Below are 21,613 nucleotides of genomic sequence, written 5' to 3'. Positions count from 1 at the left end.
CCATCTCGCCGGAAGATCGTTGCGTTCTCAATTATTCATTTTTCGGTCGCGTGTCCTGAGCGTAGCATGCGGCGATGGACTTCACATTCCCCACCGTCATCGTCCCGTGCCTGCGGCGTCTCTTCCAGGGAGGCCGCGCGGATGGGCAGCGCTGACCACCGCCTGGCCGCCGCGCTCGCGCCGGCGCACGTCCAGCCCGGCATCTGGACCGTGGCGCTGGCCGGCCTGGTTGCGCTGGGCGTGGCGATGGGCATAGGCCGCTTTGCCTTTACGCCGCTGCTGCCGATGATGTTGCATGACGCCAGCGTCACGCTGGGCGAGGGCGGATGGCTGGCGACGCTGAACTACCTGGGTTATTTCGCTGGCGCCGCCGTGTGCCTGTTCATCCGCCCGGAGCCGGCGCGCATGGTCAGGCTCGGCCTGGTCGCCACCGTACTGCTGACCCTGGGCATGGCCGCGCCCGGCGGCATGGCGGCGTGGGGCGTGTGGCGCGCGGCGGCGGGCGTGGCGAGCGCGTTCGTGATGGTCTACGGCACGGCCTGGTGCATGCACCGGCTGGCAGAGATGGGCCGGGCGCCCTTGGGCGGGCTGATCTTCTGCGGGCCCGGCATCGGCATCGTGCTGACGGGCGTTTCGGCCTTCGGCATGGTCGGCGCCGGCTGGCGCGCGGGCTGGGCCTGGCTGGCCTTCGGGTTGCTGGGCGCCGTCCTGGTCGGCATGGTCTGGCCTGTGTTCCGGCCGGCGCCCCGCGGCGCGCCACCGGCCGGCCCGGTGCCCGCGGCGGCCGCGATTGCGGCATCCGCCGTGCCGAGGCTCGACCGCGAGACCTGGCTGCTGACGCTGGCTTACGGCCTGGCCGGCTTCGGCTACATCATCACCGCCACCTTCCTGCCCGTGATCGCGCGCCAGGCCATGCCCGGCTCGGTATGGGCCGACCTGTTCTGGCCCATCTTCGGCGCCGGCGTGACCGTGGGCGCCTTCGTCGCCTCGCGCGTGCGGGTGGAGTGCGACAACCGCAAGCTGCTGGCCTTTACCTACGCCATGCAGGCGGCGGGGGTGGCGGTCGCGGTGGTATGGCCGACAGTGACCGGATTCGCGCTCAGCAGCCTGCTGGCGGGGCTGCCGTTCAACGCGCTGGTGTCGTTCGCGATGCGCGAGGCGCGGCGCCTGTGGGGCGGCCAGGCCCAGCGCCTGATGGGGCTGATGACCGCCAGCTACGGCCTGGGCCAGATCGTGGGGCCGCCGCTGGCCACGGCGCTGGTGGCACGCAGCGGCGGCTTTGCCGCCTCCCTGTGCTGTGCGGTCGCGGCCCTGCTGACGGGCAGCGCGGTGTTCGCCTGGATGGCGCGCGCGCCTGCGCGCTAGACGCGCCCGCGGGCCTGCCCGGGCGCCGCCTGACGGGGCTGCGGGGCTTGCGCTACAGTATCGCCTTCGCCGCGCGCGCTGCCACCGGGAGCGCCGTCCGGGCCGCCCGGACGCGCGTGGCGCAGGAGCCGATTCCATGTCTTTTTCCCTGCAGCCTGCCCGCGCCACCGGCGCCACCCAGCCCGCCACGCCGGCCGAGGCGCGCATGCGCGCCGATCTTGCGGCCGCCTACCGCCTGTGCGCGCTGCAGGGCTGGGATGACCTGATCTACACGCATATCTCCGCGGTCGTCCCGGGCGAGCCGGATCATTTCCTGATCAACCCGTTTGGCTTTGCCTTCGACGAGATCCGCGCCAGCGACCTGGTCAAGATCAACGGCCGCGGCGAGGTGGTGGGCGAGAGCGTGCACCCGGTCAACGTCACCGGCTTTGCGCTGCATGGCGCGGTGCACGCCGCGCGGCCCGACGCGGTATGCGTGATGCACCTGCACAATACCGCCGGCGTGGCGGTGTCGGCCCAGGCCCGCGGCCTGCTCGCGCTGTCGCAGCACGCCATGCGCTTCCATGGCCGGCTGGCCTACCACGACTACGAAGGCCTGGCCTTCACGCCGGCCGAGGGCGAGCGCCTGACCGCTTCGCTCGGCGCGCAGCCTGCCATGCTGCTGCGCAATCACGGCACGCTCACGGTGGGCCGCACCGTGGCCGAGGCCTATGTGCTGATGGCCACGCTGATCAAGGCCTGCGAGATCCAGATCGCGGCGCAGGCGGGCGGCGAAGTCGTGCAGCCGCCGCCCGCCGTGGCGGTGCATGCATCGGCGCAGCTCGACGACAACGGCGCGCTGGAAGGCGGGCTCGAATGGCCGTCATTGCTGCGCAAACTCGATAGAATCGATGTTTCCTACCGCGATTGACGCGCGCGAGCGCATTGGTCCCGCTCCCCCGATACCCAAGAGGAACCCTAGCCATGCCGACATACCATGTAGAACTCTTCGAAGGCCGCACCATCGAGCAAAAGCGCAAGCTGGTCGAGGAAGTCACCCGCGTCACCTGCGAAACGCTGGGCTGCTCGGCTTCGGCGGTCGATATCATCATCACCGACATCAAGCGCGAGAACTGGTCCACCGGCGGCGAACTGTGGGCCGACAAGAAGTGAGCACGGGCGGACCTTGCGCGCTCCGCCCGCGCTGACCACAGCACGTATCCACCCGCCACGGACTTTTCCCTCCATGCAGCACTTCGCCTCCGACAACTACGCCGGCTTTTGCCCGGAATCGCTCAAGTATTTCCTCGAAGCCAATGGCAGCGGCCATGAGCAGGCCTACGGCGACGACTCCTGGACCCAGAAGGTCTGCGACCGCATCCGCGACCTGTTCCAGACCGACTGCGAAGTCTTCTTCGTCTTCAACGGCACCGCGGCGAATTCGCTGGCGCTGTCGGCGCTGTGCCAGTCCTACCATTCGGTGATCTGCCATGAACTGGCGCACATCGAAACCGACGAATGCGGCGGCCCTGAGTTCTTTTCCAACGGCTCCAAGCTGCTGACCGCGCCGGGCGCCAACGGCAAGCTCACCCCCGACGCCGTGGAAGCGCTCGTCACGCGCCGCTCCGATATCCACTATCCCAAGCCCAAGGTGGTGTCGCTGACGCAGTCCACCGAAGTCGGCACCGTGTACACGGTGGAGGAGGTGCGCGCCATCGCCGCCATCGCCAAGCGCCGCCAGTTGCGCGTGCACATGGACGGGGCGCGCTTTGCCAACGCGGTGGCGTCGCTGGGCGTGCATCCCTCGGAAATCACCTGGCGCGCCGGGGTCGATGTGCTGTGCTTCGGCGGCACCAAGAACGGCCTGCCGGTGGGCGAGGCGGTGGTGTTCTTCGACCGCAGGCTGGCCGAGGACTTCGCCTACCGTGTCAAGCAGGCCGGGCAACTGGCCTCCAAGATGCGCTTTATCTCGGCGCCGTGGCTGGGCCTGCTGGAGAACGACGTGTGGCTGGCCAACGCTCGCCATGCCAACGCCATGGCCCAGCTTCTGCACGAGCGCATCGCCACCATCCCCGGCGTGCGCATCATGTTCCCGACCGAGTCCAATGCGGTCTTCGCCGAACTGCCGCTGGCGGCCATCGAAACGCTGCGCGCGAAGGGCTGGCGCTTCTACACCTTCATCGGTGCGGGCGGCTGCCGTTTCATGTGCTCGTGGGACCTGCAGCCGGAAACGGTGGAAGCGCTGGCCGCCGACATGCGCGACGCCTGCGCCGCCTGAGCGCCGGCAAGCAAGAACGCAGGAAAGCAGGCATCGTGACAAGCTGACGACCCGACAAACACAACAAAGCCGGCAAGGCTGAAAGACAAGGAGCTTCGCAATGTCCTATTACCGTTACTGCCCCCAATGCGGTTCGCCGCTGGAAGTGCTGCCGCATTCCGGGCGCGAGCGCGATGCCTGCGTGCAGCCCGAATGCGGATTCGTCCACTGGAACAACCCGCTGCCGGTGCTGGCCGCGGTGGTGGAGTACGAGGGCAAGCTGCTGCTGGCGCGCAACGCCGCGTGGCCCGAGAAGATGTTCGCCCTGGTGACGGGTTTCCTGGAGCGCGACGAGACGCCCGAGCAGGGCGTGGCGCGCGAACTCAAGGAAGAGACCAACCTGGACGCCCACGCGGTGTCGCTGATCGGGGTCTACGAGTTCATGCGCAAGAACGAGCTGATCATCGCCTACCATGTGCAGGCCAGCGGCCAGATCGCGCTATCCGAGGAACTGGCCGACTACAAGCTGGTGGCGCCCGAGGACATGCGGATCTGGTCGGCGGGCACCGGCTTCGCGGTGGCAGACTGGCTGGCCTCGCGCGGCCACCCGGTGCGCTTCTTCGACCGCAACACCGGCGAGGACATTCCCGACCCGCGCAAGCGCGACGCCTTCGGCCTGCCCGGTGCTTCGCTACAATACAGGCCGTGAATACTCAGTGTCCTGGATAAAGAGCCGGGACACAAAGACAAAGGAAGAGAGGAATGGAGTTCCAGAAAGAAGTGGACGCGCGCGGCCTGAACTGCCCGCTGCCGATCCTGCGCACCAAGAAGGCGCTGGCCGACATGGCCAGCGGCGATGTCCTCAAGGTACTTGCCACCGATCCGGGCGCCACGCGCGATTTCCAGGCGTTTGCCAAGCAGACTGGCAATGAGTTGCTGTCGCATCAGGAAGTGGACAAGGTGTTTGTGTTTTATATGCGGAGGCGGTGAGGGGTGTTGGGTTTGGCTTTTAAGTCAAAGTCAACGTTAAAGTCAAAATCAACATCAAAGTCAAAGGCTTTCGCGCCCCCGGCGCGACCTACTTTCTTTTGTCCGAAAAGAAAGTAGGCCAAGAAAGCGGACTCCTGGCCGGAGGGGCAGAAGCATTTAGGGGTTACCCGGTTTGCGGATTCGTGGTGGGGGCGGTGGTTCTGCTGGAATCTGCCGGTACCGGCTCGGGCGGCCACTAAGCTGCGGGCGGTGCCGGTTTCGTGGTGATGCCCCTGATTGCTGGTGCACTGCTTGTTCGGGCATCTGCCGTTACCGACTCGGGCCGCCACGAGATAGCACCCTGGTGTTTTCGTGGTGGGCGTGGTGGACCGGGGCGCAGGTGGTTGAGTGCTCTTTACTCTCATGTGGGCGCCACCGCGCCCACCACGAAACCAGCGAGGCAACGATGCAGTGGYCATCAGAACCGGTAACGGCAGATGGCCGAACCAGCAGGGCACTCGCCATCATAGGTCTGACCCCGAAACCGCAGCCGCCAGCAAGATCGTGGTTGGTCGCACCGGTAACGGCAGGATGCGAACAGAACCGCAGGCACCACGACGAAACCACCACAACCAGAAACCCCGACGTTTCTGCCCCTGCCGGCCAGGCAGCCCGCTCTCTTTGCCTACTTTCTTTTCGGGGAAAAGAAAGTAGGTCGCTCCGGGGGAGCGAAAGCCGTTGACTTTGAAGTGAAGTTAAGCCGTTTGATCCTGACCCCAACCCCTCACCCAGCGAACCAACAAAAAAGCCCCGCAAAGCCGCCGGCAACCGGCCACCCTGCAGGGCTTTCCTTATCCAGCCAAACCGACAACAATCACCCGCGCGTGCGCAGGTAAGTGCTGAACTCGTCCATCACTTCCGGGTGCTTGAGCGCGAATTCGACGGTCGCCTTCAGGTAGCCGAGCTTGCTGCCGCAGTCGTAGCGCACGCCCTTGTAGCGGTAGGCCAGCACCTGTTCCTGGCTGAGCAGCGAACCGATCGCGTCGGTGAGCTGGAACTCGCCGCCGGCGCCCGGCTTGAGGTTGCGGATATGGTCGAAGATGCGCGGCGTCAGGATGTAGCGGCCGACCACGCCCAGGTTTGAGGGCGCGTCCTCGGGCGCCGGCTTCTCGACGATGCCGGAGACCTTGATCACGCCTTCGTCCCATTCGCGGCCGTCGACCACGCCGTACGAGCGGCTCTGTTCCGGAGCGATCTCTTCCACGCCCAGTACCGAGCAGTTGTAGTGGCCGTACAGGTCCGTCATCTGCTTCATCACGGGCGGCTGGCCGTCCAGCAGGTCATCGGCCAGCATCACGGCGAAGGGCGCGTCGCCCACCAGCTTTTCCGCGCACAGCACGGCGTGGCCCAGGCCCAGTGCTTCGGGCTGGCGCACATAGAAGAATTCCACGTGCGAGGGCTTGATCGAGCGCACCAGCGAGAGCAGGGCCTGCTTGTTCTTGGCCTCCAGTTCGGCTTCGAGCTCGTAGGCCTTGTCGAAGTGATCCTCGATGGCGCGCTTGGAGCGGCCGGTCACGAAGATCATCTCGGTGATGCCGGCAGCCATGGCTTCTTCCACCGCGTACTGGATCAGCGGCTTGTCGACCACCGGCAGCATTTCCTTCGGGCTTGCCTTGGTAGCGGGCAAAAAGCGGGTGCCCAGACCAGCTACGGGGAAGACAGCCTTGGTGACACGGGTTTCCATAACAGGTTTTCCTTATCGTTTCGGTGTACGCAACCCTGCTGGTGATGCAAAGCTCATGCCGGCAGACGTTGCAGCTGATCCTGCAACTTGCCCAGCGTCTGTTCGAAATCGGACAGACGCTGGTTTTCCTGCGCGACCACGGCCGGCGGTGCCTTGGCGACGAAGCTCTCATTGGAAAGCTTGCCCCGGCACTTGCCGATCTCGGCGCTCAGGCGCTCTATTTCCTTCGACAGCCGCACGCGCTCGGCCGCCACGTCAATCTCGATCTTCAGCAGCAGGCGGTTACCGCCCACGATTGCCACCGGTGCGCCGGCACCTTCGGCCATCAGGGCATTCTCGTCTTCGAATACCTTTACCTCGGAAAGTTTCGCCAGCGCCTGCACATAGGCCTGGGCCGAGGTGAGGAAAGCGCTGTCGCCCTGGGCGTAGAGCGGGATGCGCTGGGCCGGGGAGATATTCATCTCGCCGCGCAGGTTGCGGCAGGCGTCGACCACCGCCTTGAGCTGCGCGGTCCACTGCTCGGCGGCCTCGTCGATCTTGGCCACGGCCGGCAGCGGGTAAGCCTGCAGCGCCAGCGTCTCGCTACCGTCGCCCTTGGCGCGGCCGGCCAGCGGCGCTACCTTCTGCCACAGTTCCTCGGTGATGAAGGGGATGATCGGGTGGGCCAGGCGCAGCACCGTCTCCAGCACGCGCAGCAGCGTGCGGCGGGTGGCGCGCTGCTGGGCGGGCGTGCCGTTCTGGATCTGTACCTTGGCCAGTTCCAGGTACCAGTCGCAGTACTCGTCCCACACGAACTTGTAGATCGCGCTGGAGATATTGTCGAAGCGGTACTCGGCAAAGCCCTTTTGCACATCGGCTTCCACGCGCTGCAGCAGCGATACGATCCAGCGGTCCGCCTGCGAGAAGTCGAGGTAGCCGTCCGGGCCGCAGTCGTTGTTGCACGGGCCCATGCCGCAGTCATGGCCTTCGGTGTTCATCAGCACGAAGCGGGTGGCGTTCCACAGCTTGTTGCAGAAGTTGCGGTAGCCCTCGCAGCGGCCGGTGTCGAAGTTGATGTTGCGGCCCAGCGTGGCCAGCGAGGCGAAGGTGAAGCGCAGCGCGTCCGCGCCGAAGGCGGGAATGCCTTCGGGGAATTCCTTCTTCGTCTTCTTCTCGATCTTGGGTGCGTCCTTGGGGCGGCGCAGGCCGGTGGTGCGCTTCTGGAGCAGGGTATCGAGATCGATGCCGTCGATCAGGTCCACCGGGTCCAGGGTGTTGCCCTCGGACTTGCTCATCTTCTTGCCTTCGGAGTCCCGCACCAGGCCGTGCACGTAGACGGTATGGAAGGGCACCTTGCCGGTGAAGTGCTTGGTCATCATGACCATGCGCGCCACCCAGAAGAAGATGATGTCGTAGCCGGTAACAAGTGCCGACGACGGCAGAAAATGCTGCAATTCGGGCGTTTCCTCAGGCCAGCCGAGCGACGAGAACGGGACCAGCGCGGACGAGAACCAGGTGTCCAGCACATCGTCCTCGCGGCGCAGCGCGCCGGTGCTGCCGGCCGCGGCGGCCTGCGCCAGGGCGTCTTCCTCGGTGCGGGCGACGAAGCACTTGCCGTTCTCGTCGTACCAGGCCGGGATCTGGTGGCCCCACCACAGCTGGCGCGAGATGCACCAGTCCTGGATGTTCTCCAGCCACTGGTTGTAGGTGCTGTTCCAGTTCTCGGGGATCAGCTTGATCTCGCCGCCTTTCACGGCCTCGAGCGCCACCTCGGCGATCGAGCGGCCCGGGTTGAAAGTGCCCTCGGGCGCCGGCTTGCTCATGGCGACGAACCACTGGTCGGTCAGCATCGGCTCGATGGCGCTGCCGGTGCGCTCGCTGCGCGGGGTCATCAGCTTGTGCTTCCTGACTTCGGCCAGCAGGCCCTGCGCGTCGAGGTCCTCGACGATGCGCTTGCGCGCGTCGAAGCGGTCCAGGCCCGCGTAAGCGGCCGGGGCGTCGGCGACGATCTTCGCGTCGAGCGTGAGGATGGACAGCTGGGGCAGGCTATGGCGCTGGCCCACCGCGTAGTCGTTGAAATCGTGGCCCGGGGTCACCTTGACCACGCCGGTGCCGAACTCGCGGTCGACGTATTCGTCGGCAATCACGGGGATGTCGCGGCCGGTGAGCGGCAGGCTGACCGACTTGCCGATCAGGTGGGCATAGCGCTCGTCTTCCGGGTGCACCATCACGGCCACGTCGCCCAGCATCGTTTCGGGGCGTGTGGTGGCCACGGTCAGGTGGGTCAGGCCGTGCACGCTGTCGGCTTCGGTGAGCGGGTAGCGGATGTGCCACATCGAGCCTTCTTCCTCGACGTTGTCCACTTCCAGGTCGGACACCGCGGTGCCCAGCACCGGATCCCAGTTGACCAGGCGCTTGCCGCGGTAGATCAGGCCCTGCTCGAACAGGCGCACGAACACTTCGGTGACCGCCTGGGACATTTCCGGCGACATGGTGAAGTACTCGCGGCTCCAGTCGATCGAAGCCCCCATGCGGCGGATCTGGCGCGTGATGGTCGAGCCGGACTCTTCCTTCCACGCCCACACCTTCTCGGTGAATTTCTCGCGGCCGAGTTCTTGGCGCGACACGCCCTGTGCCTCCAGCTGGCGTTCCACCACGATCTGGGTGGCGATGCCGGCGTGGTCGGTGCCGGGCACCCACAGCGTGTTGGCGCCCGACATGCGGGCGTGGCGGGCCAGGCCATCCATGATGGTCTGGTTGAAGGCATGGCCCATGTGCAGCGTGCCGGTCACATTAGGCGGGGGCAGCTGGATGCAGAAATCGGGGCGGTCCGAGTCGAGGGTCGGCTTCGCGATGCCGCGCTTCTCCCACTCTGGGCCCCATTTGGCCTCAATGGCGGCGGGTTCGAAGCTCTTGGCAAGGGACTGGTCTTGGGCGGTCATGCTCGGGTGTCGATGATTACGTCGGATTCTGCGGCCCAGGCGGGCAGGGGCAACGCGCCGGGAAACGTTAAATTATACGGAAGGCGGGGTGCCGGGTGCGGGAAATGGGCCCGCGCAGGGCAGTACCGCGCCATCCGGGCGCATTTCAGGGCCGATCCATGGGTGGCCCGGGAGCGATCCGGGCGCGATGCTGGCGTAATCCGGCCGCTATTTTGCCGCTGCTTCGGCGTCCCGGGTGGATTTCTGCTTACTCCGGGAGAGGGGAAAGCCCGCGCATTGTGCGCTTGGTGCTACCTGTGCCGCAGCGCGCGACGGGGCGGCGGCCGGCCGCCGCGGGCCGGGGGTGCGCCCCGGTATAATTCGGGGCACTCCACAAGGCCCTCCCGATGTCCGACCTGCTTGCCAATCTCAACGCCGAACAACTTGCCGCCGTCACCTTGCCCGACGAACCGGCGCTGATCCTGGCGGGCGCGGGCAGCGGCAAGACGCGCGTGCTGACCACGCGCATCGCGTGGCTGATCCAGAACGGCCGCGTGTCGCCCGCCGGCCTGCTGGCGGTGACCTTCACCAACAAGGCCGCCAAGGAAATGACCGCGCGGCTGACTTCGATGCTGCCGATCAACACCCGGGGCATGTGGATCGGCACCTTCCACGGCTTGTGCAACCGCATGTTGCGCGCCCACTTCCGCGACGCCGGGCTGCCGCAGACCTTCGCCATCCTCGACAGCCAGGACCAGCTCTCGGCGCTCAAGCGCCTGCTCAAGTCGCTCAACGTGGACGACGAGAAGTACCCGGCCAAGAACCTGCAGTACTTCATCAACAATGCCAAGGAGCAGGGCCTGCGTCCGGCCGACGTGGAGGCCAACGATGACTTCAATCGCCGCTTCGTCGACCTCTATGCCGCCTACGACGTGCAGTGCCAGCGCGAAGGCGTGGTCGACTTCGCCGAACTGCTGCTGCGCTGCTACGAGCTGCTGCGCTACAACGACGCCATCCGCCAGCACTACCAGAACCGCTTCCGCCACGTGCTGGTCGACGAATTCCAGGACACCAATGTGCTGCAGTACCAGTGGCTCAAGCTGCTGGCGGGCTTCGGCACGCAGAACCCGGCGGCGGTATTCGCGGTGGGCGACGACGACCAGAGCATCTATGCGTTCCGCGGGGCCAATGTCGGCAACATGYGCGATTTCGAGCACGAATTCCGCGTGCGCCACATGATCAAGCTCGAGCAGAACTACCGCTCGCATGGCCACATCCTCGATTCCGCCAACCACCTGATCGCCCACAATGCGCGCCGCCTCGGCAAGAACCTGCGCACCGACGCCGGCCACGGCGAGCCGGTGCGGGTGTTCCAGGCCGGCTCCGACGGCCAGGAAGCGGCCTGGATGGTGGAGGAAATCCGCGACCTGGTGGCGCAGGGCATGAGCCGCTCGGAAATCGCCATCCTGTACCGCAGCAATGCGCAGTCGCGCGTGATCGAGCATGCGCTGTTCTCGTCGGGCATCGCTTACCGGGTGTACGGCGGCCTGCGCTTCTTCGAGCGCGCCGAAATCAAGCACGCCCTGGCTTACCTGCAGCTGCTGGAGAACCCGCGCAACGACGCCGCCTTCGGGCGCGTGGTGAACTTTCCCGCGCGCGGCATCGGCGCGCGCTCGCTCGAAGCACTGCAGGACGCCGCGCGCCAGTATGACTGCTCGCTCGCGGAAGCCGTGGCCTACGTGGCCGGCAAGGCCGGCAGCACGCTCGGCGCCTTCGTGCGGCTGATCGAGCAGATGCGCGCGGAGACGCGCCGCATGACGCTGCCGGAGACGGTCGAATACGTGACCAATACCAGCGGCCTGATCACCTACTACCGCGGCGAGAAAGAAGGCCAGGACCGCATCGAGAACTTGCAGGAACTGGTGACCGCGGCGCAGGCCTTCGTGACGGAGGAGGGCTACGGGCTGGACGCGCTGGCCAGCGCGATCCCGGTGGGACGCGACGGCGGGCCGGCGCTGCCGGCGCTGGCCGATGGCGACCAGGCCCAGCAGGTGCTGGACCCCGAAGCGCTGCCCGTGGTGATGACGCCGCTGGTGGCCTTCCTGACCCATGCCTCGCTCGAGGCCGGCGACAACCAGGCGCAGGCCGGCCAGGACGCGGTGCAGATGATGACCGTGCACGCGGCCAAGGGCCTCGAGTTCAACGCGGTGTTCATCACCGGGCTGGAAGAAGGCCTGTTCCCGCACGAGAACAGCGCGAACGAGGCCGACGGCCTCGAGGAAGAGCGCCGCCTGATGTATGTGGCGATCACCCGCGCCCGCCAGCGGCTCTACCTGTCATTCGCGCAGAGCCGCGTGCTGCACGGGCAGATGCGCTATCACGTGCGCTCCCGCTTCTTCGAGGAGCTGCCCGACGAAGCGCTCAAGTGGCTGACGCCGCCGGCGCAAGCCTACGGTTCGCAGCGCCGCCAGCAGAACGACGGCGGCTGGGGTCGTGACTGGTTCAAGAAGGCGGAAGACGTGCCCTACTCGGGCACCAAGCCGACCGGCGGCATGGATACCGGCAACGGCTACGCCGACTCCAAGCGCGAGGCCGGCTCCGGGCTGCGCATCGGCCAGAGCGTGTTCCACAACAAGTTCGGCGAGGGCGTGATCACGGCGCTCGAAGGCGACGGCGCGGATGCCCGCGCCAATATCAAGTTCAAGCGGCACGGCGCCAAGTGGCTGGCGCTCTCGGTGGCCAAGCTGGATCCGATAGACTGAGCGGCACCAGCAAGAAGATCCTGGCGTCGTTGCGCGGCCTTGCCTTGCCAGTCGTACTGTCCGCGGCCGCGCCCTTGCGGGGCGCGTGCACGCTGGCCGGCGCGCACCGCTGCGCAGGCGGATCACTGCGTGGTCCGGATTCCCTGCTCCGCCCTGGCCACGACCGCTTCGCTTCAATCCGATAGCGCCGCCAGGGCCTGCCCGCCTCAGTCGAGCTGGATGTTGCCGTCCTTGATGACCTTGGCCCATTCCTTCGTCTGCGCCTGCACGAACTTCGCGGCCTCGGCCGGCGTGCCGGCCACGATCTCGCCGCCCAGGCTGGCGATGCGCTCGCGGTTCTCCGGCAGGTTGATGACCTTGCGGATCGCCTCCGAGAGGCGCGCCACGATGTCCGGCGGCGTGCCCGCCGGCAGGAACACGCCGTTCCATTCATAGACTTCATAGCGCGGCACGCCGGCTTCGGTCATGGTCGGGGTGTCCGGCAGGATGGCCGTGCGCCGGGCTCCGGTCACCGCCAGCACGCGCAGCTTGCCCGCGCGCACATGCTGCAGGCCCGAGGCCGTGTTGGCGAAGAACACCGGCACCTGGCCCGCGATCACATCGGCCATGGCCGGGCCGCCTCCCTTGTAGGGCACATGCAGCAGATCCAGCTTCATGCGCTGCGCGAACAGCGCGCCGGCGAGATGCTGCGCCGAGCCGTTCCCCGACGAGGCGTAGGCGATGCTGCCAGGCTTGGCGCGGGCCATCGCCACCAGTTCCTGCGCGGATTTGGCCGGGAACTGCGGATTCACCACCAGCATATTGGGATAGAGCGCCAGCACCGAGACCGGGATGAACGACTTGGCCGGATCATAGGGCAGCCGCTTGTAAAGCGCCGGGTTGGAGGCGAACGAGGCGGCATCGAGCAGCACGGTGTAGCCGTCCGGCGCGGACTTGGCAACGATGTCCGTGCCGATCTGGCCGCCCGCGCCGGGCCGGTTGTCCACCACGATGGTTTGGCCGAGTTCCTGCCCCAGGCGGGGGGAAATCATGCGGGCCATGGTGTCGGCGCCACCGCCCGGCGCGTAGGTGACCACCAGGCGGATGGGCTTGGCGGCGGGCCAGGCCTGCGCGAGTGCAAGGCCGCTGGCGCAGGCGGCGAGCCCGAACAGGGCGGTCGCGCAAAGGCGGATGGAATTTCGCATGGGTCTCCTCGGGGTCTGTAGGTATGGGGTGGCAGCGAGGCGGGGCGCGTCAGCGGACCTCGGCGCGATAGTGGAAGTCGTCGGCGTTGCCCAGCGTCTGCCGGTACTCGACCCGCCGGCCCGCCAGGTCGAACGCCACGCGGCTGACCGCCAGCGCCGGGTGACCCTCGGGCAGGCCAAGCCGGGCGGCCTCGCGCGGGCCCAGCCGGCTAAAACGCAGGTCGTCGACCGCGCGGCCCACGGTGACGCCGTAGCGCTGCGCATACATCGGGTACAGCAGGGGCGCGAACTCGGCCGGCTTGAGCGCGGCAAGGCCGTCGAACAGCGCCGCGGGCAGCCAGATCGTCTCAAGCAGGCGGACCTTGCCTTCCCAGCCGCGCTGGCGCGTCATGCGCAGCACCTGCGTGCCGCTGGCCAGGCCGAGCTGGATGGCGACCTCGGCCGGCGCGGCCAGCGCGCGCACCGACACGATGCGCGATTCCGGGATCTCCGAGCCGGCGTCGCCGAAGCGGAAGAAGCGCGCCATGGTGGCGCCCGCGAGCGCGCCCCGCACGAAAGTGCCGCGGCCGTGCACGCGTTCGAGCAGGCCCTGGTCCACCAGCGCCTGGATGGCGGCGCGCATGGTGCCCAGCGCCACGCCGTAGTGCTCGGCCAGCGCGCTCTCCGCCGCGATGGCGGTGCCCGAGGCCCATTCGCCGGCCAGGATCCGGCCCCGCAGCGCGGTAGCGATGCGGGCCCAGCGGGGTGCCGCGAGGCTGGCGGCCGAATCGGGGGCGTCGGCTGCCGCCGGGATGGGGGAGGGGGAACCGCTTGGCATGCATGTCTCCGTGTCGGATTTCCGCGCTGGCATCGAGGCCGTCATCGGAGATCTAGTCATCTATAGGAGTAGAGCTTAGAATGGAGGCTGTGCGCTGTCAACGGGTTTGACGGCGGGACACGGCGCCAGGCGGACACCAGGCATTCCGGCCAGGCCACCCCGGCGCCATCAGCCAGCGAAACATGTTCGAGATCGATACCCATTTCCACGTGTTCTCCACCGGCGCGCCCGCGGTGGGCGGCGCACGCTACCGGCCCGCCTACGGCGCCAGCCTGGCGCAATGGCAGGCCATCGCGGCCGCGCACGGGGTGCGCGCCGGCGTGGTGGTGCAGCCAAGCTTCTTCGGCAGCGACAACAGCGAACTGGAGGCGGCGCTGGCGGCGTCGGCGGCGCTGCGCGGGGTCTGCGTGCTGGGGCCTGAAGCGTGCGCCGCGGAGCTGGCGCGGCTGCATGCGCTTGGCGTGCGCGGCCTGCGCTGGAACATGGTGGGGCGCCATGACGATGCGGGCTGGCGCGATGCGCGCTGGCCGGCTCTGCTCGAAGCCGCGCATGCGCTCGGCTGGCACCTGGAGCTGCATACCGATCCCGGCCGCCTGCCCGAAGTGCAGTCATGGCTGCCGCCGGTGCCGATTGCGCTGGTGCTGGATCACTTCGGCAAGCCTGCCGCCGGCGCGGCGCGCGATGCGCCGATGCTGGCCTGCGCGCGGCAGTGGCGCAGCCAGCGCCAGGTCTGCGTCAAACTGAGCGCGCCATACCGCGTGGCGGCGGCGGACCTGCGCGGCCTGGTGGCCGACTGGCACGATTGCCTGGGAGAGCAGGGGCTGCTATGGGGATCGGACTGGCCATGGACCAACCACGAGGCGGGGCCCGGCTACGGCGCGCTGCAGCGCATGGTGTGGGAATGGCTGGGTCCGCTGCGCGACGCGCCGGACCGCAATGCCGCGCGGCTGTTCGGCCTGCCGGCGGCGCCGGGGGCATAGCGGTGGGCAGTGCAGGCATGCGGGGCCGGGGCCCCGCATGCGTTCAGGCAGCGGCGTCCACGTTGCCGGTGGAGTTCTCGGGCACCACGTTGAAGCAGCCGCGGTAGGTCGCGTAGAACGAGCAGTACATGATCGCCAGCATCAGCAGCGAATACGGCGTGACCAGGAAGGAGAGCAGGGCCTCCGCGCCAAACGCGCCGAACACCGCCTCGAGGAAGAACGGGATCGCCACCAGCAGCACCGCGAACACCACGGCGTAGGCGAAGAACGCGCCGCGGTTGCGCCAGCACGCGGTCCAGCTGAAGAACAGCGCCTTGACCGGCGGCACGTTGTGCCACGCTGTCAGCAGCGGCGCGAACCAGAACAGCATGGCGATCGGCGTGTACAGCGCGGCGCCGATCATCAGCGCGAAGTAAAGCTGGCGCACTGCGTCGGCCGAAGGCGCCTCCTCCTTGAGCAGGATCGGCAGCAACGTGCTGATGTCGACCAGGCTGCCGGCGATCAGGCTCAGCACGAACACCAGCCCGGCGTAGATGCCGCCGAGCACCAGCAGGTTGCGGCTGGCCAGCTTGCCGTTGCCGCGGAACCCCGCTAGCAGGACGGTGGGTAGTACCCGCTTGTTCTGGATCACTTCGCGGCAGGCGGTCATGATGCCGACCGACAAGCCCGGGGTGATCACCAGCAGCGCGATGATGCCGATCAGCGGCACGAACACGGCCAGCTGCGCGGCGATGAGGTAGATGAACAGCAGCATCAGGAAGGCGAGCGGGTTCTTGCGGAACAGCCAGACACCCTGGCGGAACCAGACATAACCTTCCTTGGCGGAAACTTCCAGTAATTGCATGGCGCTCAGGTCCAGGGCAGTGCGGCGGCTTCGATGCGCCGGCGCAGGATGCGTTCGAAATGGGTCGGGTCGTGAGGCTGCAGCATGTCGGCTTCGCGCGGCAGGTAGAAGTCCCAAAGGCGCGATACCCAGAAGCGCAGCGCACCCGCGCGCAGCATGTCGCGCCAGCGCGCCGCCTCGACCGGCCCAAGCGGCCTTACCGCATGATAGGCCCGCAGCAGCGCCTGGGCACGGGCGTCGTCCAGCGTGCCGCTGGCCAGGTCGATGCACCAGTCGTTGACGGTGACGGCCAGGTCGAACAGCCACTTGTCGTTGCCGGCGAAGTAGAAGTCGAAGAAGCCGCCCAGCTTGTCGTGGCCTTGCCGGTCGACCTCGAACAGCGCATTGTCGCGGAACAGGTCGCAGTGGCAGGGGCCGCCCGGCAGCGCGGCGTAGTCGGTGCCGTGAAAAAAGGCGGCCTGGTGGGCCAGTTCCTGCTGCAGCAGCGTGCGCTGTCCGGCATCCAGGAAGGGCAGGATCTCGGCTTCGGTCTGCTGCCACCAGGGCAGGCTGCGCAGGTTGGGTTGCTGGCGCGGGTAGCTCTGGCCGGCCAGGTGCATGCGGGCCAGCATGTCGCCCACCTCGGCGCAGTGCCCTGCCGCGGGCGCCAGCTGCGAGCTGCCCGGCAAGCGCGTGACGATGGTGGCCGGCTTGCCCTTGAGCGCGCGCAGGATTTCGCCGTCGCGGCCCGGGATCGGGGCCGGCACGCGGATGCCTTGCGTGGCCAGGTGAGCCATCAGGTGCAGGTAGTAGGGCAGCTGCTCGAAAGTCAGCCGCTCGAAGATGGTCAGCACGTACTCGCGCGTGCTGCCGTCCTGTTCCATGGTCAGGAAGAAATTGCTGTTCTCGATGCCCGAGGCAATGCCGCGCAGGTCGCGCATCTTGCCCAGGTCGTAGTCAAGCAGCCAACTGGCGATCTCGTCCGGCGAGACCGTGRTGAATACGGCCATACTCTTTGTGTGAATCGAATCGGATGGCGGCGGGCGCAAAAGCCTGCGCATCGCCGCGGCATGGATGCCGGAAGCGCCGGCGCGGCCCCGCAGCGGTACTCTGGCGGGGTCGTGGGAAAGCGAAAAAAACGGAAATCGGAACCGGGTCAGGCAGCCAGCGCCGGAATCCCTGTTCAGGTTTCACGGCCCGGCTGCGATACCCACCGGCCGGATTGTGCCATCCGGCCCCGGGCAAGTCTCAGAATTGCAGCACGTTGACCGACGGCACGCGGTTCATGTCGCGGTCGCGGATCTTCGGCGAGCTGTCTTCCGGTTTGCTCATCTGGTACTTGGTGCCCACCCCGGACTTGACCTCGATATCCGTGGCCTGGCCCTTGTTGCGGTATTCCCGGATCTGCGTGCCGTCCGGCTCGTTGAGCTGGAAGCTCGGCTCGCGCGGCTTGTTGAGCTGGGTCTTGGCGGGCGGCGCAATCGGGCTGTTGTTGATCTGGTTCAGCTCTTGCTGGGTCAGGGCGCCGCCGACCTGCTCGGTGCCTTGTTGCGCAAACGCAGCGAAAGGTGCGCCGAGCGCCAGCAGTGCTGTGAATGCCAGCACCCGCGCGGATGCGGGAAACGGCTCCGGCTCTTCCGCGTTCGCGGCGGCCAGGAGGGAGGGGGAGGTCATTCAAGGCTCCTGTGCGATCCAGCAGTCAGGCATGCTGCATCGCGAATGGCGCTGCAGCCCGGCGACGCCGGGCTTTGGCAGTGTGTCAGGCTTCCATTCTAGCAATTCCTGCCCGTGCCGGGCCCCTGCGGTGACCCGCCGGGCACCCTGGCACGCGCCGTGCCGGGCGGAACCTACAGGTAGAACATTTCTTCCTTGGGCGGAATCGGGTTGTCGCCGCCGCGCTGCTCGTAGTATTCATATACCGCTTCGAGCACTTCATGCGGTTCGTCCACGATCTTCATCAGGTCGAGGTCGTGTTCGGCGATCAGGCCCATCGGCAGCAGCGTGAAGCGGAACCAGTCGAGCAGGCCCTTCCAGAAGCGGCTGCCGAACAGCACCACCGGCACCGCGCGCGACTTGCCGGTCTGCACCAGGGTCAGCACTTCGGCCAGTTCGTCGAGCGTGCCGAAGCCGCCCGGCATCACGATGAAGGCGTCGGAGTTCTTGACGAAGGTCACCTTGCGCGTGAAGAAGTGGCGAAAGCGCATGGCGATGTCCTGGTAGGGATTGCCTTGCTGCTCGTGCGGAAGCTCGATGTTCAGTCCGACGCTGGCCGATTTGCCGGCATGGGCGCCCTTGTTGGCCGCCTCCATGATGCCGGGGCCGCCGCCCGAGATCACCGCGAAGCCGGCGTCCGAGAACAGGCGCGCGATCTCGATGGTGCGCTGGTAGTAGGGCGAGTCCTCGCGCAGGCGTGCGCTGCCRTAGATCGAYACGGCCGGGCGGATCTCCGARAGGTACTCGGTCGCCTCGATGAACTCTGCCATAATCGTGAACATTTGCCACGAGGCGCGCGCCTTCTTTGCCGTTGCGCGATCTTCGTCGGCCAGCGCGCGCAGGCTGGGAATCATCTTGCGCGGGTTGGCGCGAATGCCGGCGGCAGCGGGAGCGGTATCGCCCGGGCCATCGGAAGCGGCGCTGACCGTCACGTTCACGTCCATATCGGCCGCAGTGGTAATGCTGCCTTGCGCGGCCTGCTTCAGGGCCGCAGCCGGGTCTGCGGCGTCGGCCGCGCCGGTGCTGGGAGCGGCATTCGCACCGCCTGCGGCGGCACCAGTCAATTTTGAGTCCATGGGAATGTCGGATAGTCCAAAAACACTCTTGCTCGTCGATGGGTCGAGCTATCTGTATCGCGCGTATCACGCCCTGCCGGACCTGAGGAACGCGGAAGGGCTGCCCACAGGGGCAATCTACGGCATGATCAATATGCTGCGCAAGCTGCGCAACGATTTCCCGGCAGAGTATAGCGCCTGCGTGTTCGACGCCAAGGGCAAGACCTTCCGCGACGACCTTTATCCCGCCTACAAGGAGCATCGCCCGTCGATGCCCGAGGACCTGGCCAGGCAGATCGAGCCGATCCACGCCGCGGTGCGCGCGCTGGGCTGGCCGATCGTGGTGGTGGAGGGCGTAGAGGCCGACGACGTGATCGGCACGCTGGCGCGGGAGGCTACCGCGCAGGGCATGCGCACGGTGGTTTCCACCGGGGACAAGGACCTCGCCCAGCTGGTGGACGAGCATGTCACGCTGGTCAACACCATGAGCGGCGAGATCCTGGACCCGCCGGGCGTGGTGGCCAAGTTCGGCGTGCCGCCGCAGCGCATCGTCGACTATCTCTCGCTGATCGGCGACGCCGTGGACAATGTGCCCGGCGTGCCCAAGGTGGGTCCCAAGACCGCTGTCAAATGGCTGGCCGAGTACGGCACGCTCGACGACATCATGGCCAATGCCGCRGGCATCAAGGGCGTGGTGGGCGAGAACCTGCGCAATACGCTGGAATGGCTGCCCAAGGCGCGCGAGCTGGTGACGGTCAAGCTTGACTGCGACCTGAAGAGCGCGTTGTCCGATTTCCACCAGCTCAAGGATGCGGGCGAGGACAAGGACAAGCTGGTCGAGTTCTTCGGGCGCTACGGCTTCAAGACCTGGCTGCGCGAAGCCGCCGGCGAGAGCCTGCCCAATCCACGGGCCCAGGCGCGCGCGCGCGCCGGCGAGCCGCTGCCGGCCGGCAACGGCACGGTGCCCGGCGCGGCCGAGGGCCCGGCCCAGGGCGGCCTGTTCGATGCCGCGCCGGCGCCGGCCCAGATCCGCTACGAGGCCATCACCACGCAAGCCGCGCTGGAGGCCTTCATGCGCCGCGTGGAAACCGCGCCGCTGGTGGCCATCGATACCGAGACCACTTCACTTGATCCGATGCAGGCACAGCTGGTCGGCATCTCGATGTCGATCGAGCCGGGCGAGGCCGTCTATATCCCCGTGGCCCACGTCGGTCCCGACGTGGCCGGCCTGGAAGCGCGCGGGCAGCTGGCGCGCGAGTTCGTGCTCGAACGCATGCGCAAGTGGCTGGAGGACCCCGCGCGCGCCAAGCTCGGCCAGCACCTGAAGTACGACGTGCACGTGTTCGCCAACCACGGCATCGCGCTGCGCGGCGTCGCGCACGACACCATGCTGCAAAGCTACGTGCTGGCATCGCACCGCAACCACGGCATGGACAGCCTGGCCGAGCGCGTGCTCGGCCTCAAGACCATCACCTACGAAGAAGTGTGCGGCAAGGGCGCGAGCCAGATCTGCTTCGACCAGATCGATATCGCGCGCGCCACCGAGTACGCTGCCGAGGATGCCGACGTCACGCTGCGCCTGCACGGCAATATGTACCCGCAGGTGGAAGCCTTGCGCGGGCTGCACTACGTCTACGAGCAGATCGAGATGCCGGTCTCGGTGGTGCTGCAGAAGATCGAGCGCAACGGCGTGCTGATCGATGCGGAGCGCCTGGGCGCGCAGAGCGCGCAACTCGGCCAGCGCATGCTGGAGCTGGAAAAGGCCGCTTACGAGGCCGCCGGCCAGCCGTTCAACCTCGGCTCGCCCAAGCAGATCGGCGAGATCCTGTTCGGCCAGATGAAGCTGCCGGTGGTCAAGAAGACCGCCAGCGGCGCGCCGTCCACCGACGAAGAGGTATTGCAGAAGCTGGCCGAGGACTACCCGCTGCCCAAGCTGCTGCTGGACTACCGCGGCCTGGCCAAGCTCAAGTCGACCTACACCGACAAGCTGCCGAAGATGGTCAACGCGTCCACGGGCCGCGTGCACACCAGCTACGGGCAGGCCACCGCGGTGACGGGCCGGCTCGCGTCAACCGAGCCGAACCTGCAGAACATTCCCGTGCGCACGGAGGAAGGACGGCGCATCCGCGAGGCCTTCATCGCCGGCCCCGGCAACGTGATCGTCTCCGCCGACTACTCGCAGATCGAACTGCGCATCATGGCCCATATCTCGGGCGACGAGAACTTGTTGCGCGCCTTCGCCGAAGGCGCCGACGTGCACCGCGCCACCGCGGCGGAGATCTTCGGCGTGGAACAGGCCGCCGTCAACAGCGAGCAGCGCCGCTACGCCAAGGTCATCAACTTCGGCCTGATCTACGGCATGAGCGCGTTCGGCCTGGCCAGCAACCTCGGCATCGAGCGCGAGGCCGCCAAGCATTACATCGACCGCTACTTCATGCGCTATCCGGGCGTGGCGCGCTATATGGAGGAGACACGCCAGACCGCGCGCGAACAGGGCTTCGTCGAGACCGTGTTCGGCCGCCGCCTGTGGCTGCCCGACATCAACGGCGGCAACGGCCCGCGCCGCCAGGGCGCCGAGCGCGCGGCCATCAACGCGCCGATGCAGGGCACCGCGGCCGACCTGATCAAGCTGTCGATGATCGCCGTGCAGGGCTGGCTGGAGCGCGACGGGCTCGGTACGCGCCAGGTCATGCAGGTGCACGACGAACTGGTGCTGGAAGTGCCCGAGGCCGAACTGGAGCTGGTCAAGGTCAAGCTGCCGGAACTGATGTGCGGCGTGACGGAGCTGCGCGTGCCGCTGGTGGCCGAGGTGGGCAGCGGCAGCAACTGGGAGGAAGCGCACTAAGCGCTGCGCCTGCTCCCGCCTCTGCGCTTTTCCCAACACATGGGCTGCGCGCCGGCATTGCCGGCGCGGTGGTATTCCTGCATTCTGGTTTCGATTGAAGCGACCGCTGAATCGGTGAATGGCGTCTTGCCAGTCGTGCTGCTGTGCAGCAAACTGGCGAAAAGCCATGCCGGCCGACGCGCGTCTGGCCCTGCGGCTATAAGCATTTCGACGACACTGG

17 protein-coding genes are annotated in these 21,613 nt (G+C 67.3%); 9 read left to right on the top strand and 8 right to left on the bottom strand.

The genetic code is table 11. The features are described from left to right. Window positions 1-141: 141 nt before the first annotated feature. The 6 genes from AC1DK4_RS11630 to AC1DK4_RS11605 all read left to right on the top strand — a co-directional run bounded on the left by AC1DK4_RS11630 (window position 142) and on the right by AC1DK4_RS11605 (window position 4,591). Complete coding sequence (locus AC1DK4_RS11630) at window positions 142-1,365, top strand: YbfB/YjiJ family MFS transporter (protein ID WP_441643185.1); 1,224 nt, start codon at window positions 142-144, stop codon at window positions 1,363-1,365. 136 nt (window positions 1,366-1,501) lie between these two features. Next, window positions 1,502-2,275, top strand: coding sequence for a class II aldolase/adducin family protein (locus tag AC1DK4_RS11625; RefSeq protein WP_441613152.1), 774 nt, complete (start codon window positions 1,502-1,504; stop codon window positions 2,273-2,275). Window positions 2,276-2,328: 53 nt separating this feature from the next. Further along, window positions 2,329-2,517 (top strand): 4-oxalocrotonate tautomerase, encoded by a 189-nt coding sequence (locus AC1DK4_RS11620; RefSeq protein WP_441613151.1) that lies wholly within the window; start codon window positions 2,329-2,331, stop codon window positions 2,515-2,517. 73 nt (window positions 2,518-2,590) lie between these two features. Next, a complete protein-coding gene (locus tag AC1DK4_RS11615) occupies window positions 2,591-3,622 on the top strand; it encodes a threonine aldolase family protein (protein WP_441613150.1) in 1,032 nt (343 codons plus the stop codon). Between the two features lie 100 nt (window positions 3,623-3,722). Beyond that, the gene (locus AC1DK4_RS11610; RefSeq protein WP_441613149.1) at window positions 3,723-4,310 is read left to right on the top strand and encodes an NUDIX domain-containing protein; all 588 of its coding nucleotides are present in this window, start codon (window positions 3,723-3,725) and stop codon (window positions 4,308-4,310) included. Window positions 4,311-4,363: 53 nt separating this feature from the next. Next, a complete protein-coding gene (locus AC1DK4_RS11605; protein WP_011297045.1) occupies window positions 4,364-4,591 on the top strand; it encodes a sulfurtransferase TusA family protein in 228 nt (75 codons plus the stop codon). A gap of 853 nt (window positions 4,592-5,444) precedes the next feature. Here the strand turns inward: AC1DK4_RS11605 and galU are convergent. Beyond that, window positions 5,445-6,314 carry a UTP--glucose-1-phosphate uridylyltransferase GalU gene (galU, locus tag AC1DK4_RS11600; RefSeq protein ID WP_441613148.1) on the bottom strand — a complete coding sequence of 290 codons (870 nt, stop codon included), beginning with the start codon at window positions 6,312-6,314 and terminating at the stop codon, window positions 5,445-5,447. Window positions 6,315-6,367: 53 nt separating this feature from the next. Next, the gene (locus AC1DK4_RS11595) at window positions 6,368-9,235 is read right to left on the bottom strand and encodes a valine--tRNA ligase (RefSeq protein ID WP_441643184.1); all 2,868 of its coding nucleotides are present in this window, start codon (window positions 9,233-9,235) and stop codon (window positions 6,368-6,370) included. A gap of 386 nt (window positions 9,236-9,621) precedes the next feature. Between AC1DK4_RS11595 and AC1DK4_RS11590 the strand changes: the two genes are divergently transcribed. Beyond that, the gene (locus AC1DK4_RS11590; RefSeq protein ID WP_477131539.1) at window positions 9,622-11,976 is read left to right on the top strand and encodes a UvrD-helicase domain-containing protein; all 2,355 of its coding nucleotides are present in this window, start codon (window positions 9,622-9,624) and stop codon (window positions 11,974-11,976) included. A 206-nt stretch (window positions 11,977-12,182) separates the two neighbouring features. Here the strand turns inward: AC1DK4_RS11590 and AC1DK4_RS11585 are convergent, their stop codons facing one another. Next, window positions 12,183-13,160: a tripartite tricarboxylate transporter substrate binding protein gene (locus AC1DK4_RS11585; RefSeq protein ID WP_441613144.1), complete on the bottom strand. Its 978-nt coding sequence runs from the start codon at window positions 13,158-13,160 to the stop codon at window positions 12,183-12,185. Window positions 13,161-13,209: 49 nt separating this feature from the next. Then, a complete protein-coding gene (locus AC1DK4_RS11580) occupies window positions 13,210-13,977 on the bottom strand; it encodes a GntR family transcriptional regulator (protein ID WP_441613143.1) in 768 nt (255 codons plus the stop codon). Between the two features lie 182 nt (window positions 13,978-14,159). Here AC1DK4_RS11580 and AC1DK4_RS11575 point away from each other — a divergent pair, with 182 nt between their 5' ends. Next, the gene (locus tag AC1DK4_RS11575; RefSeq protein WP_441613142.1) at window positions 14,160-14,957 is read left to right on the top strand and encodes an amidohydrolase family protein; all 798 of its coding nucleotides are present in this window, start codon (window positions 14,160-14,162) and stop codon (window positions 14,955-14,957) included. 43 nt (window positions 14,958-15,000) lie between these two features. Here the strand turns inward: AC1DK4_RS11575 and AC1DK4_RS11570 are convergent, their stop codons facing one another. The 4 genes from AC1DK4_RS11570 to AC1DK4_RS11555 form a co-directional block, all read right to left on the bottom strand. Then, window positions 15,001-15,801 (bottom strand): BPSS1780 family membrane protein, encoded by an 801-nt coding sequence (locus AC1DK4_RS11570; RefSeq protein ID WP_441613140.1) that lies wholly within the window; start codon window positions 15,799-15,801, stop codon window positions 15,001-15,003. Window positions 15,802-15,806: 5 nt separating this feature from the next. Then, window positions 15,807-16,790, bottom strand: coding sequence for a homoserine kinase (locus AC1DK4_RS11565; protein ID WP_477131538.1), 984 nt, complete (start codon window positions 16,788-16,790; stop codon window positions 15,807-15,809). 238 nt (window positions 16,791-17,028) lie between these two features. Then, window positions 17,029-17,454 (bottom strand): DUF2782 domain-containing protein, encoded by a 426-nt coding sequence (locus AC1DK4_RS11560; RefSeq protein WP_441613138.1) that lies wholly within the window; start codon window positions 17,452-17,454, stop codon window positions 17,029-17,031. Window positions 17,455-17,627: 173 nt separating this feature from the next. Further along, window positions 17,628-18,569 carry an LOG family protein gene (locus tag AC1DK4_RS11555; RefSeq protein WP_441613137.1) on the bottom strand — a complete coding sequence of 314 codons (942 nt, stop codon included), beginning with the start codon at window positions 18,567-18,569 and terminating at the stop codon, window positions 17,628-17,630. 4 nt (window positions 18,570-18,573) lie between these two features. Between AC1DK4_RS11555 and polA the strand changes: the two genes are divergently transcribed. After that, entirely contained in the window at window positions 18,574-21,393 is a 2,820-nt protein-coding gene (gene polA, locus AC1DK4_RS11550) for a DNA polymerase I (protein WP_441613136.1), read from the top strand. The last annotated feature ends 220 nt before the right edge of the window (window positions 21,394-21,613 follow it).

The sequence above is a fragment of the Cupriavidus sp. 05N38 genome (assembly GCF_056397345.1).
The sequence above is the reverse complement of the archived record's forward strand: the minus strand, read 5'-3'. Positions and strand labels throughout refer to the sequence as shown.

Excerpts from the sequence above, each read along its gene's own strand:
- AC1DK4_RS11585 (WP_441613144.1), bottom strand. The coding sequence starts at position 13,160 with ATGCGAAATTCCATCCGCCTTTGCGCGACCGCCCTGTTCGGGCTCGCC.
- galU (WP_441613148.1), bottom strand. The coding sequence starts at position 6,314 with ATGGAAACCCGTGTCACCAAGGCTGTCTTCCCCGTAGCTGGTCTGGGC.
- AC1DK4_RS11610 (WP_441613149.1), top strand. The coding sequence starts at position 3,723 with ATGTCCTATTACCGTTACTGCCCCCAATGCGGTTCGCCGCTGGAAGTG.
- AC1DK4_RS11620 (WP_441613151.1), top strand. The coding sequence starts at position 2,329 with ATGCCGACATACCATGTAGAACTCTTCGAAGGCCGCACCATCGAGCAA.
- AC1DK4_RS11605 (WP_011297045.1), top strand. The coding sequence starts at position 4,364 with ATGGAGTTCCAGAAAGAAGTGGACGCGCGCGGCCTGAACTGCCCGCTG.
- AC1DK4_RS11615 (WP_441613150.1), top strand. The coding sequence starts at position 2,591 with ATGCAGCACTTCGCCTCCGACAACTACGCCGGCTTTTGCCCGGAATCG.
- AC1DK4_RS11625 (WP_441613152.1), top strand. The coding sequence starts at position 1,502 with ATGTCTTTTTCCCTGCAGCCTGCCCGCGCCACCGGCGCCACCCAGCCC.
- AC1DK4_RS11570 (WP_441613140.1), bottom strand. The coding sequence starts at position 15,801 with ATGCAATTACTGGAAGTTTCCGCCAAGGAAGGTTATGTCTGGTTCCGC.
- AC1DK4_RS11575 (WP_441613142.1), top strand. The coding sequence starts at position 14,160 with ATGTTCGAGATCGATACCCATTTCCACGTGTTCTCCACCGGCGCGCCC.
- AC1DK4_RS11595 (WP_441643184.1), bottom strand. The coding sequence starts at position 9,235 with ATGACCGCCCAAGACCAGTCCCTTGCCAAGAGCTTCGAACCCGCCGCC.
- AC1DK4_RS11560 (WP_441613138.1), bottom strand. The coding sequence starts at position 17,454 with ATGACCTCCCCCTCCCTCCTGGCCGCCGCGAACGCGGAAGAGCCGGAG.
- AC1DK4_RS11580 (WP_441613143.1), bottom strand. The coding sequence starts at position 13,977 with ATGCCAAGCGGTTCCCCCTCCCCCATCCCGGCGGCAGCCGACGCCCCC.
- AC1DK4_RS11630 (WP_441643185.1), top strand. The coding sequence starts at position 142 with ATGGGCAGCGCTGACCACCGCCTGGCCGCCGCGCTCGCGCCGGCGCAC.